The following is a 12,958-nucleotide window of genomic DNA, read 5'->3' on the forward strand; positions in this document are numbered from 1 at the left end:
CGGCATGGCCGCCCACCTGGCGGGGGCCGTCGCCGCCAACACCACCCTGCCCGTCGTCGGCATCCCCATCAAGGGAGGCGCCATGGACGGGCTGGACGCTTTATTGGCGACGGTGCAGATGCCCAGCGGCATCCCCGTGGCCACCGTGGCCCTGGACGGGGCCAAGAACGCCGCCGTCCTGGCCGCCCAGATCCTGGCCGTCTCCGACGGGGACCTCGCCGGCTGGCTGGACGCCGCCCGGAAGGACATGGCCGCCCAGATCGAAGAGAAGGACGCCACGCTCCAGGGCGAGATCCGCTGACGTCCCGCCCCGGGCCCCCGAGGCCCCTGAAACGATGATGCGAAACGATATGGGGGCCCGGATCTCGGCCCCATCTTAAGGAGGATCTCGATCATGCAGAAACTGGAACAGCTCTACGAAGGCAAGGCCAAGAAGGTCTTCAAGACCGACGACCCCGATCTGTACATCGTGGACTACAAGGACGACGCCACCGCCTTCAACGGCCTGAAAAAGGGCACCATCACCGGCAAGGGCGTCATCAACAACCAGATGACCAACCGCTTCATGGCCAAGCTGGAAAAAGCCGGCGTCCCCACCCATTTCGTCCGGGAGCTCAGCGAGCGGGAGACCGTGGTGAAGAAGGTCTCCATCGTGCCCCTGGAGGTCATCATCCGCAACATCTCCGCCGGGTCTTTCGCCAAGCGGTACGGCGTGGAGGAGGGCATCGTCTTCGACGCCCCCACCATCGAGTTCTCCTATAAGGACGACGATCTGGGGGACCCCCTGCTGAACGAGCACCATGCCCTGGCGCTGAAGCTGGCGTCGAAGGAGGAAATCGAGACCATCGAGCGGTACGCCTTCGCCGTCAACGACTTCCTGAAGGCGTTCTGGTCCTCCTGCGGCGTGACGCTGGTGGACTTCAAGCTGGAGTTCGGCCGCCTCGGCGACGGGACCATCGTCCTGGCGGACGAGATCAGCCCCGACACCTGCCGCCTCTGGGACTCCAAGACTCATGAGAAGCTGGACAAGGATCGCTTCCGCCGGGACCTTGGCGGCGTGGAGGACGCCTATGCCGAGGTCATGCGCCGGATGAACGAGGCGCTGTGATGGGCATCATCGGCGGGCCGGACGGGCCCACCGCGGTCTTCGTCTCCGCCGGCCCCGCCGGGATCGCCGCTTTGGCGCTCCTGGCGGCGGCGCTGGGGGCCGCGGTCTGGCTCTTGCGGCGCAGGCGCAAAAAATAAAGGAGGCTGCAAATGGGCGGTTTTTTTGGCGCGATCTCCAAACGGGACGTGGTGCTGGACGTGTTCTTCGGCACGGACTACCATTCCCACCTGGGCACCCGCCGGGGCGGCATGGCGGTCTATGACGCCCGGGAGGGCTTCCACCGGCAGATCCACAACATCGAGAACACACCCTTCCGCACGAAGTTCGAGAAGGACCTGGCCACCTTCCGCGGCCAGTCGGGCATCGGCTGCATCAGCGACACGGACCCCCAGCCCCTGCTGATGCGCTCCCACCTGGGGCTGTACGCCATCTCCACCGTGGGCATCGTCAACAATGCCGAAGCGCTGGTAGAGCGTTATTTCTCCGACCATGGCCACCAATTCATGGCCATGAGCTCCGGCAAGGTCAACGCCACCGAGCTGGTGGCGTCCCTCATCAACCAGAAGGACGACCTGGTCTCCGGCATCCGCTACGCACAGGAGCAGATCGAGGGCTCCATGACCATCCTCATCCTCACTCCGGAGGGCATCTACGCCGCCCGGGACCGCCTGGGCCGCCTGCCGGTCCTCATCGGCCAAAACGACGAGGGCTGCTGCGTGTCCTTCGAATCCTTCGCCTACCACAAGCTGGGCTACGAGGACGCCTATGAGCTGGGCCCCCAGGAGATCGTGAAGATCGATGCCGGAGGCTGGCAGACCCTGGCCCCCGCCGGGGAGGACATGCGCATCTGCGCCTTCCTGTGGACCTATTACGGCTACCCCAACTCCTGCTACGAGGGCGTCAATGTGGAGGTCATGCGCTACCGCAACGGCGAGATCATGGCCCGGGACGAGGTCCAGCGGGGCCAGCTCCCCAAAGTGGATTACGTGGCGGGCGTGCCGGACTCCGGCCTGCCCCACGCCATCGGCTTCGCCAACCGCAGCGGCAAGCCCTTCGCCCGGCCCTTCGTGAAATACACCCCCACCTGGCCCCGGTCCTTCATGCCCGCCAGCCAGGACGTGCGCGACCAGGTGGCCAAGATGAAGCAGATCCCCGTCCACGAGCTGATCCGGGGCAAGAAGCTCCTCTTCGTGGACGACTCCATCGTCCGGGGCACCCAGCTCCGGGAGACCGTGGAGTTCCTCTATGAGTCCGGGGCGGAGGAGGTCCATATGCGCTCCGCCTGCCCCCCCATCATGTACGGCTGCAAATACCTGAACTTCTCCCGGAGCAACTCCGACATGGAGCTCCTCAGCCGCAAGATCATCCAGTCCCTGGAGGGGGACGAGGGCCGGGAGCACCTGGAGGAGTACGCCGATACCTCCACGGAGCGGGGCCGGTGCATGCTGAGGGCCATCTGCGAGCAGATGGGCTTCGACTCCCTGGGCTACCAGTCCCTGGACGGCCTCCTGGAGGCCATCGGCATCGATAAAGATAAGATCTGTACTTACTGCTGGACCGGAAAAGAATGACGAGAGGAAAGGAGACCGCCATGACGATCGAGTCGAGATGTGGGATCTCATGCGAAGGATGCGCCCACCGGGAGCCGATGCGCTGTGCCGGCTGCACGCAGATCCAAAAGCCCTTCTGGGGCGACGGCTGCCCGGTCAAGGCGTGCTGCGAGGAGAAAGGGCACGCCCACTGCGGCCAGTGCGGGGAGTTCCCCTGCGCCCTGCTGGAGCGGTTCGCCTATGACGAGCGCCAGGGCGACGGCGGGGCGCGGATCGAACAGTGCCGGCGCTGGAAGGAGGGCGGGGTATGAACAGCTCCCATTCCGCCGCTTACGCCGCCGCCGGCGTGGACATCACCGCCGGCTATGAGGGCGTGCGGCTGATGAAGCCCTTCGTGGAGCGCACGAGGACCCCCGGCGTGGTCTCCGGCATCGGGGGCTTCGGCGGCCTGTTCGCCCCGGACCTGCGGGGCATGGAGGAGCCGGTCTTCGTCTCCGGCACCGACGGCGTGGGCACCAAGCTCCGCCTGGCCCAGCTCCTGGACCGGCACGGCACCATCGGGATCGACTGCGTGGCCATGTGCGTCAACGACATCATCTGCTGCGGGGCCAAGCCCCTGTTCTTCCTGGACTATATCGCCATCGGGAAGAACGAGGCGGAAAAGGTCGCCTCCATCGTCTCCGGCGTGGCGGAGGGCTGCGTCCAGTCCGGCTGCGCCCTGATCGGCGGCGAGACCGCCGAGCACCCCGGCGTCATGGCCCCGGAGGACTACGACATCGCGGGCTTCGCCGTGGGCGTGGTGGACCGGGCGAAGATCGTCGACGGGAGCAAGGTCCGGGAGGGCGACGCCCTCATCGGCCTGACCTCCTCCGGCGTCCATTCCAACGGCTTCTCCCTGGTGCGCAAGGTCTTCGACATCGAGCACGCCGACCTGGCCTCCCCCCTGGACGAGCTGGGGGGCCGGTCCCTGGGCGAGGTCCTGCTGGCCCCCACCAAGATCTACGTCAAGCCCCTCCTGGCCCTGCTGGATGGGGGGATCGACCTCCACGGGGCCAGCCACATCACCGGCGGCGGCTTCTTCGAGAACGTGCCCCGGATGCTCCCCAAGGGCCTCGGCGCACGGATCGTACCCAATGCCATCCCGCGGCAGCCCATTTTCGATTCGATCCAAAAGCGGGGGGGCATCTCGGACCGCGACATGTACAACACCTTCAATATGGGCCTGGGCATGGTGCTGGCGCTCCCTGCGGGACAGGTGGGAGGAGCCCTGTCCCTCCTGGCGGCGGCGGGCGAACCGGACGCCGTCTGCGTCGGCTGCGTGTCGAAGGACTGCAGCGGCGTGGACTTCGAGGACGCATGAGCAGGGCGAGGATCGCCGTCCTGGTCTCCGGCGGCGGGACGAACCTGGAGGCCCTTTTGAACGCCCAGGAGGCGGGCAGGATCCCCCACGGGGAGATCGTGGTGGTCCTCTCCAGCGCCGCCGGGGCCTACGCCCTGGAGCGGGCGAAAAACCACGGCGTCCCCGGCTTCGCCGTGCCCCGGAAGGGGCGCTCCCAAGAGGCGTTCGAGGCCGGGCTGACGGAAAAGCTCACGGAGCACCGGGCAGACATGATCGTCCTGGCCGGTTTCCTCTCCATCTTGTCGGAGGCGTTCGTGAAGCGCTGGCCGGACCGCATCCTGAACGTCCACCCCTCCCTGATCCCCGCCTTCTGCGGCAAGGGATACTACGGCCTGAAGGTCCATGAGGAGGCCCTCCGCCGGGGCGTGAAGGTCACCGGGGCCACGGTGCACCTGGTGGACGAGGTCCCCGACGGCGGGCGCATCCTGCTGCAGAAGGCGGTGGACGTCCTCCCCGGCGACACGCCGGAGGTCCTCCAGCGCCGGGTGATGGAACAGGCGGAATGGGTCCTGCTGCCCCAGGCGGCGGAGCTCGTCGCCCGGGGCCTGGTCCACTGAAAGAAAGGATGGTCTGACGATGGATCTTTCTCGACTGCACGACTTCCACCCCTCCAACACCGGCCTGGACCGGGAGATCCGGGCCCTGCTGGACCGTTCCCGTCGGGACCGGCGGCCCTGCGGGCGGGACGCGTTCCTGGCGCTGCTGGCCGGGGTCCCCGCCCTGCGGGAGACCCCCGGCATCCCCGGCCCCAAGGAGTCCGGCCCGGACTACTTCACCACCCTGCCCCTCTGCGCCTCGGAGGCGGACGCCGCCGCCTGCCGCCAGCAGCTGAAGGCCGTCTTCGGCATCACGGACAAGGCGAGCCTGCTGGCCTTCTGTGGTGAGCAGTTCCGCCGCCACAGCGACTACCTGGACTTCGAGAGCATTTGGGAGGGCCGTCCCTCCTTCGACTTCGCCTCCCTGAAGCCGGAGAGCCTCCGCTTCTTCACCGCCGCCCAGGACCTCTCCGCCCAGTTCTATCCCCTGGTGGGCCATCAGGGCTACCTGGCCTGGGACATCAGCGAGTACACGGGGCACCTCCGCCTGGGGCTGGCCTGCGGCATCCTGAGCCGGGAGGAGTTCGACCAGCTGGCGGAGGAGCCGGTCGTCCAGGCCCAGATCTTCGGCAGCTGGGAGGAGTACGCCGCCAGCCTGGTCTGCGGCGCGCTGTACTGGGACTTCCGCCAGGGCACGCCCCTGCCGGGCCTGAAAAACGCCCAGCGGCTCTGGATGGATCTGGTGCGGGCCCTGCTGGCCAACGACAACGCCTGGGACAGCGGCCTGTGGTACACGCCGGCGCGGAAGAAGCCCTACCGCCTCTGGCCCTCGGAGATGCGGCTCTACCTCCCCGACTGGGACGGGCCCAACGGCTGCTTCGTCACGGACCGGATCTCGGTGGACGGCTGCAAGGTGGGCTGGTGTTACCGGGAGGAGCCCGAGGCGGGCTTCCCGGACAGCGGCTGGCGCTTCTTCTCCGGCGACGAGAGCGAGTCCTATATCGCCGACATCTCCCACACGGAGATCGCCGACCTCAATTCCGTCTGCAATTACGATCCCGACGTCGTCCCCCTGCTGGACGCCCCCTACCGCAGCGCCTTCGTCCGGGGCGAAGACGGGCGGTTCCGTCCGGAGCCCTTCGACCTGCCGGAAAATTGAAAGGAGCCTGTCACCCATGAACGAGCTGGAACTGAAATACGGCTGCAACCCCAACCAAAAGCCCTCCCGCATCTTCATGAAGGACGGCAGCGACCTGCCCATCGCCGTCCTGAACGGGAGGCCGGGCTATATCAACTTCCTGGACGCCCTGAACTCCTGGCAGCTGGCCCGGGAATTGAAGGCCGCCACCGGCTTCCCTTCCGCCGCCAGCTTCAAGCACGTCTCCCCCGCCGGGGCCGCCGTGGGCCTGCCCCTGAGCGAGACGGACCGGAAGATCTACTTCGTGGAGCCCGGCGGACCGCTGAGCCCCATCGCCTGCGCCTACATCCGGGCCCGCGGCGCGGACCGGCTGTGTTCCTACGGCGACTGGGCGGCCCTGTCCGACGTCTGCGACGCCGACACGGCCCGGTACCTCAAGGCGGAGGTCTCCGACGGCATCATCGCCCCCGGCTATACGGACGAGGCGCTGGAGATCTTGAAGACCAAGAAGAAGGGCGGCTATAACGTCGTCCGGATCGACCCGGAGTATGTCCCCGCGCCCCAGGAGTACAAGGACGTCTTCGGCGTCACCTTCCAGCAGGGCCGGAACGGATACCGGATCGACGAGTCCCTGCTCGACAGCATCGTCACCGCCAACCGGGACCTGCCCCAGCAGGCGAAGACCGACATGCTCGTGGCGCTCATCACCCTGAAATACACCCAGTCCAACTCCGTCTGCTATGTCAAGGACGGCCAGGCCATCGGCGTAGGCGCGGGCCAGCAGAGCCGCATCCACTGCACCCGCCTGGCGGGGACCAAGGCCGACAACTGGTGGCTGCGCCAGCATCCGGCGGTGCTGGCCCTGCCCTTCCTGGACGGCGTCCGCCGCCCGGACCGGGACAACGCCATCGACGTCTACCTCTCCGACGAGTCCGAGGACGTGCTGGCCGACGGCGCGTGGCAGCGGGTCTTCCGGGAGCGTCCCCGGCCCCTGACGGCGGAGGACAAGAAGGCCTGGATCGCCGGGCTCTCCGGCGTGACCTGCGGGTCCGACGCGTTCTTCCCCTTCGGGGACAACGTGGAGCGGGCGCGGAAGAGCGGCGTGGAGTACATCGTCCAGCCCGGCGGGTCCATCCGGGACGACAACGTCATCGAGACCGCCGACAAATACGGCATGGTCATGTGCTTCACCGGCATGAGGCTGTTCCACCATTGACCCGCCGCGAACCCCGTCTCTCCCGCGCGGGCGCGGGAGCCCGCTCATCTCACTGCCCCTCGTTCCCCTCCGCAAGCGCCGCGCCGGTCCGCGGAGGAGGTCGACGGACGAAATAGGAGGTTTTATGGATCTGCTCGTCATCGGCGGCGGAGGCCGCGAGCACGCCATCATCAAAAAGCTGAAGGAGTCCCCCCAGGCCGGGACCATCTATGCCCTCCCCGGCAACGGCGGCATCGCCGCCGACGCGGTGTGCGTCCCGGAGATCGGGGCCACGGACATCGGCGCCATCGTGGACTTCGCCAAGTCCCATGACATCGGCTTCGCCGTCGTCGCCCCGGACGATCCCCTGGCCCTGGGCTGTGTGGACCGCCTCCACGAGGCGGGCATCCCCTGCTTCGGCCCGGACGCGAAGGCCGCCCGGATCGAGGCCAGCAAGGTCTTCGCCAAAGACCTGATGAAGAAGTACGGCATCCCCACCGCCGGATACGAGGTCTTCGACGATCCCGCCAAGGCCCTGGACTACCTGCGCTCCGCCTCCTTCCCCATCGTCGTCAAGGCGGACGGCCTGGCCCTGGGCAAGGGGGTGCTGATCCCCCAGGACTTTGCCGAGGCGGAAGCCGCCATCAAGACCATCATGGAGGAGCGGGCCTTCGGCGACTCCGGCAGCGCGGTCGTCATCGAAGAGTTCCTCACCGGCCCGGAGGTCAGCGTCCTGGCCTTCACCGATGGCCGGAGCATCGTCCCCATGGTCTCCTCCATGGACCACAAGCGCTCCGGGGACGGCGACACCGGCCGGAACACCGGCGGCATGGGCACCGTGGCCCCGAACCCCTGCTACGGGCCGGAGGACGCCCGGACCTGCATGGAGCAGATCTTCCTGCCCACCCTGGCCGCCATGCGCTCGGAGGGCTGTCCCTTCAAGGGCTGTTTGTACTTCGGCCTGATGCTCACTCCCGACGGGCCCAAGGTCATCGAGTACAACTGCCGCTTCGGCGACCCGGAGACCCAGGTGGTCCTGCCGCTTTTGAAGACGGACCTGCTGACGGTCATGCAGGCGGTCGAGGACGAGACCCTTTCAGATCTCAAGGTGGAGTGGTCCGACGGGGCCGCCGCCTGCGTCATCCTGGCCTCCGGCGGCTACCCCGGCAGCTATGAGAAGGGGAAGGAGATCTCCGTCCCCGCGGACCTGCCGGACAACGTCACCGTCTACCACGCCGGGGACAAGCTGTCCGGCGGCGCCCTGGTCACCAGCGGGGGCCGCGTCCTGGGCGTCACCGCCGTGGGGGACACCCTGCGCTCCGCCCTCGAGGACGCCTACGCCGCCGCGGAGCGCATCCGGTTCGAGGGCAGGTATATGCGCACGGACATCGGCCGGCGGGCGCTGGCCGCGATGGAGGACTGACATGGTAAGACGCGTATACGCAGAGAAAAAGCCCGCCCTCCGGCTGGAGGCCCAGGGGCTTTTGAACGAGCTCCGGACCATCCTGGGCGTCTCCGCCCTCACCGGCCTCCGGCTGGTGAACCGCTACGACGTGGAGGGCATCGCGGACGGGGTCTTCCAGAAGGCCAAGACCATCGTCTTCTCCGAGCCCCAGGTGGACCTCCTCTATGAGGAGGACCTCCCGCTGCCGGAGGGCCCCCACGCCGTCCTGGCGGTGGAGGCCCTGCCGGGCCAGTTCGACCAGCGGGCGGACTCCGCCGCCCAGTGCGTCCAGCTCATGGCCGGGGTGGAGCGGCCCCTGGTGTCCTATGCCAAGGTGTACCTCCTGGAGGGGGCGCTCTCCGCCGCCGACCTGGAGAAGATCCGCGGCTATGTCATCAACCCCGTGGAGAGCCGGGAGGCGTCCCTGGACAAGCCGGAGACCCTGGTCCGCACCCACGCCGCCCCCCGCCGGGTGGAGATCCTGGCGGGCTTCACCGCCATGGACGAGGCGGCCCTCCGGGCCCTGCTGGAGGAGCTGGGCCTGGCCATGGACCTGGACGACCTCCGCTTCCTCCAGGGCTATTTCCGAAACACGGAACAGCGGGACCCCACCGTCACGGAGGTCCGGGTGGTGGACACCTATTGGTCCGACCACTGCCGCCACACCACCTTCTCCACCCACCTGGAGGGCGCGGAGATCCAGGACCCCAGCGTCCGCCGCGCCTACGAGCACTACCGGGAGCTGCGGAGCGAGGTCTACGGCGAGGGGGCCAGGGAGCGCCCCGAGACCCTGATGGACATCGCCACCATCGCGGCGAAGGCCCTGAAAAAGCGGGGCCTCCTGCCGGAGCTGGACGAGAGCGAGGAGATCAACGCCTGCTCCATCCACGTCCCGGCGGAGGTGGACGGCGAGGTCCAGGACTGGCTGCTGATGTTCAAGAACGAGACCCACAACCACCCCACGGAGATCGAGCCCTTCGGCGGCGCGGCCACCTGCATCGGCGGCTGCATCCGGGACCCCCTGTCCGGCCGGGCCTACGTGCATCAGGCCATGCGAGTCACCGGCTGCGGCGACCCCCGGACGCCGCTGGCGGACACCCTCCCCGGCAAGCTCCCCCAGCGCAAGCTCTGCCAGACGGCGGCGGCGGGCTATTCCTCCTACGGCAACCAGATCGGCCTGGCCACCGGCCACGTGGCGGAGCTCTATCACCCCGGCTATGTCGCCAAGCACCTGGAGGTCGGCGCGGTCGTGGGCGCCGTCCCGGCGGGGAACGTCCGGCGGGAGCGCCCCGTCCCCGGGGACGTGATCGTCCTCCTGGGGGGCCGCACGGGCCGGGACGGCATCGGCGGGGCCACGGGCTCCAGCAAGAGCCACAACGCCAAATCCCTCCAGACCATGGCCAGCGAGGTCCAGAAGGGCAACGCCCCGGAGGAGCGGAAGATCCAGCGCCTCTTCCGGGACGGAGAGGTCACCCGCCTCATCAAGCGCTGCAACGACTTCGGCGCGGGGGGCGTGTCCGTCGCCATCGGCGAGCTGGCGGACGGGCTGACCATCGACCTGGACGCCGTGCGGAAGAAATACGACGGCCTGGACGGCACGGAGCTGGCCATCTCCGAGAGCCAGGAGCGCATGGCGGTGGTCGTGGCCCCCGAGGACGCGGAGAAGTTCATCGCCGCCGCCAAGGCGGAGAACCTGGAGGCCTATCAGGTGGCCGTGGTGACGGAAGAGCCCCGCATGGTCATGCAGTGGCAGGGGGAGACCATCGTGGACCTGAGCCGGGAATTCCTGGACTCCAACGGCGCGGTGAAGCACGCCCGGGTCTTCGTACCGCCCCATGATAACAAGGCTTTGTCCTCGGTGGTGGAAGACCGTTTCCGCACCTATGAGGAAATGGCCTCCAGCCTCACCTGTGCCAGCCGCCAGGGTCTGGTGGAGCGCTTTGATTCCACCATCGGCGCAGGCAGCCTCCTGATGCCCTTCGGCGGCAAATATCAGAAAACTCCCGCCCAGGTCATGGCGGCCCTCCTCCCCGTGCTGCCGGGCCAGGAAACCGAGCAAGGCAGCGTCATGGCCTGGGGCTGTGACCCTGAAACGATCTCCGCATCCCCCTTCTGCGGGGCCTATCAGGCCGTGGAGGATTCCATCACCAAGCTGGTGGCCGCCGGCGCGGACTACCGCAAGGTCTATCTCACCTTGCAGGAATACTTCGAAAAGCTCCACGCGGACCCCAAGCGCTGGGGCAAGCCCTTCGCCGCCCTCCTGGGCGCTATGGAGGCCCAGATGGACTTTGGCGCCGCGGCCATCGGCGGCAAGGACTCCATGTCCGGGTCCTTCCTGGATATGGACGTGCCGCCCACGCTGATCTCCTTCGCCATCGCCCCTATCAAGGCCGGGGAGCTCATCACCCCGGAGTTCAAGGAGCCGGGACACCCCGTCTACTTCTTCTGCGGCGGCGGGGAGACCGGGGACATCAAGGAAAACTGGGACCAGTACCACGCCCTGTGTCAGGCAGGCAAGGTCAAAGCCGCTTGGGCCCTGACCGAGGGCGCGGCGGGCGAAGCCATCATGAAGATGTCCTTCGGCAACCGGATCGGCTTTGACGTGAAAAACATCAAGCAGAAAATCGAGAGCTATTTCTGGTCCATCAGCAACCCCCACTCCATCATCGCCGAGCTGTCCGAGGAGATCCCGGAGAGCTGGGGGATCTCCAAGATCGGCGAAACGGTGGCAGGCCCCACCATCACCCTGAGCCATCCCCGCTTCAAAAAGCCGGAGTGCTATTCCATCGACGCCCTCCTGTCCCTGAACGAGGCCGTCCTGGAAGACGTCTACCCCACCCGGGCCCCCGCGGAGGGCGAGGCCCCCCTCCTGCCCTGCCCCGCCTTCACCCGCCCCGCGCCGAAGATCGGCGCGGCGAAGCCGAAGGTCCTCATCCCCGTCTTCCCCGGCACCAACTGCGAGTACGACAGCGCCCGGGCCGCCCAGAGGGCGGGCCTGGAGACGGAGATCTTCGTCGTGGGCAACCAGTCCGCCCAGGACGTGGCGGACTCCGCCGCCGCCTTCGCCCGGAAGCTCCGGGAGAGCCAGATCCTCTTCCTCCCCGGCGGCTTCTCCGGCGGCGACGAGCCGGACGGCTCCGGCAAGTTCATCACGGCCTTCCTCCGGGGCCCCGAGACCTCCGAGGCGGTGATGGACCTGCTGAAAGACCGGGACGGCCTGGCCCTTGGCATCTGCAACGGCTTCCAGGCCCTCATCAAGCTGGGGCTGGTCCCCTACGGCGAGATCCGGGACACAGACGAGACCTGTCCCACCCTCTCCTTCAACACGATCGGGCGGCACCAGTCCAAGATCGTGAACACCCGCATCGTCTCCAACAAGTCCCCCTGGCTGGCCCGTGTCCGGCCCGGCGAGGTCTATGCCGTCCCCATCTCCCACGGCGAGGGCCGCTTCCTCTGTTCGGAGGGGCTGCTGGAGACCCTGGCGGAGGGCGGCCAGATCGCCACCCAGTACGCAGATCTGGAGGGCCTGCCCACCATGGACCCGGACTTCGACCCCAACGGCTCCGCCTGGGCCGTGGAGGGCATCACCTCCCCCGACGGGCGGGTCTTCGGCAAGATGGGCCACGCCGAGCGGATCGGCCCCGGCCTGTACCGCAACGTCCCCGGCCGCTATGACCTCCAGCTCTTCCAGGCCGCGAAGGATTATTTCCGCGTCCTCTGAGATCGGGGCTTGACAACCCTTCCTGCGGGATGGTATACTGCGAAAAATTTATAGGAACGAGGTGTCGTGCCATGGCCTACTTTTTCTCCGAGCCCTCCCATACCTTCAGCGAATACCTGCTGGTCCCCGGTTACTCCTCTTCCGACTGCATCCCCGCCAACGTGTCCCTGAAGACGCCGGTGGTGAAGTTCCGGAAGGGCGAGGACTGCCCCCTGACCATGAACGTGCCTATGGTCTCCGCCGTGATGCAGGCCGTCTCCGGCGAGCAGATGGGCATCGGCCTGGCCAAGGAGGGCGGCATCGCCTTCATCTTCGTCTCCCAGCCTGTGGAAGAGCAGGCGGAGATGGTCCGCCGGGTCAAGAACTACAAAGCCGGCTTCGTCACCAGCGACTCCAACCTCCGGGTCGAGGACACCCTGGCGGACGTGCTGGCGCTGAAGGAGCGCAGCGGCCATTCCACCATGGCCGTCACCGACGACGGCACCGGCACCGGCCGGCTGCTGGGATTGGTCGCCAGCCGGGACTACCGGGTCAGCCGCATGGACCCCTCCACCCCCGTCAAGGACTTCATGACCCCCTTCGACAAGCTGATCTGCGCCCCCGAGGGCGTCACCCTGAAGGAGGCCAACGACATCCTCTGGGACCGGAAGCTCAACGCCCTGCCCGTGGTCTCCAAGGACGGCCGTCTGGTGAGCTTCGTCTTCCGCAAGGACTATGACTCCCACAAGGGCAACCCTCTGGAGCTGCTGGACAGCCAGAAGCGTTACGTCGTGGGCGCGGGCATCAACACCCGGGACTACGAGGAGCGGGTCCCCGCCCTGGTGGACGCCGGGGTGGACGTGCTGGTCATCGACTCCTCCGAGGGCT

At 67.6% G+C, this 12,958-nt stretch carries 12 protein-coding genes; all 12 read left to right on the forward strand.

The window, feature by feature from the left end; translation table 11 throughout:
- On the forward strand, positions 1 to 301 hold a 301-nt coding region (locus QZ332_RS11240), incomplete at its 5' end, for an AIR carboxylase family protein (RefSeq protein ID WP_295765415.1).
- Between the two features lie 93 nt (positions 302 to 394).
- Entirely contained in the window at positions 395 to 1,108 is a 714-nt protein-coding gene (purC, locus tag QZ332_RS11245) for a phosphoribosylaminoimidazolesuccinocarboxamide synthase (protein WP_295765417.1), read from the forward strand.
- Positions 1,108 to 1,245, forward strand: coding sequence for a hypothetical protein (locus QZ332_RS11250; protein WP_295765419.1), 138 nt, complete (start codon positions 1,108 to 1,110; stop codon positions 1,243 to 1,245). The genes purC and QZ332_RS11250 overlap by 1 nt, the downstream gene beginning before the upstream one ends.
- A gap of 12 nt (positions 1,246 to 1,257) precedes the next feature.
- A complete protein-coding gene (locus QZ332_RS11255) occupies positions 1,258 to 2,679 on the forward strand; it encodes an amidophosphoribosyltransferase (protein WP_295765421.1) in 1,422 nt (473 codons plus the stop codon).
- A complete protein-coding gene (locus QZ332_RS11260) occupies positions 2,676 to 2,969 on the forward strand; it encodes a DUF3795 domain-containing protein (RefSeq protein WP_295765424.1) in 294 nt (97 codons plus the stop codon). The genes QZ332_RS11255 and QZ332_RS11260 overlap by 4 nt, the downstream gene beginning before the upstream one ends.
- Complete coding sequence (gene purM / locus QZ332_RS11265; RefSeq protein WP_295765426.1) at positions 2,966 to 4,018, forward strand: phosphoribosylformylglycinamidine cyclo-ligase; 1,053 nt, start codon at positions 2,966 to 2,968, stop codon at positions 4,016 to 4,018. Before QZ332_RS11260 ends, purM begins: the two co-directional genes overlap by 4 nt.
- A complete protein-coding gene (purN, locus tag QZ332_RS11270) occupies positions 4,015 to 4,614 on the forward strand; it encodes a phosphoribosylglycinamide formyltransferase (protein WP_295765428.1) in 600 nt (199 codons plus the stop codon). The genes purM and purN overlap by 4 nt, the downstream gene beginning before the upstream one ends.
- A gap of 19 nt (positions 4,615 to 4,633) precedes the next feature.
- Positions 4,634 to 5,752, forward strand: coding sequence for a DUF2185 domain-containing protein (locus QZ332_RS11275; RefSeq protein WP_295765430.1), 1,119 nt, complete (start codon positions 4,634 to 4,636; stop codon positions 5,750 to 5,752).
- Positions 5,753 to 5,768: 16 nt separating this feature from the next.
- On the forward strand, positions 5,769 to 6,947 hold the full coding sequence (locus QZ332_RS11280) for a phosphoribosylaminoimidazolecarboxamide formyltransferase (RefSeq protein WP_295765432.1): 1,179 nt from the start codon (positions 5,769 to 5,771) through the stop codon (positions 6,945 to 6,947).
- A 124-nt stretch (positions 6,948 to 7,071) separates the two neighbouring features.
- Positions 7,072 to 8,349, forward strand: coding sequence for a phosphoribosylamine--glycine ligase (purD, locus tag QZ332_RS11285; RefSeq protein WP_295765434.1), 1,278 nt, complete (start codon positions 7,072 to 7,074; stop codon positions 8,347 to 8,349).
- Position 8,350: 1 nt separating this feature from the next.
- Positions 8,351 to 12,091 carry a phosphoribosylformylglycinamidine synthase gene (locus tag QZ332_RS11290; RefSeq protein WP_295765436.1) on the forward strand — a complete coding sequence of 1,247 codons (3,741 nt, stop codon included), beginning with the start codon at positions 8,351 to 8,353 and terminating at the stop codon, positions 12,089 to 12,091.
- Positions 12,092 to 12,162: 71 nt separating this feature from the next.
- On the forward strand, positions 12,163 to 12,958 hold a 796-nt coding region (locus tag QZ332_RS11295), incomplete at its 3' end, for an IMP dehydrogenase (protein WP_295765438.1).

The sequence above is a fragment of the uncultured Oscillibacter sp. genome (assembly GCF_910584465.1).
Classification (GTDB): domain Bacteria; phylum Bacillota; class Clostridia; order Oscillospirales; family Oscillospiraceae; genus Oscillibacter.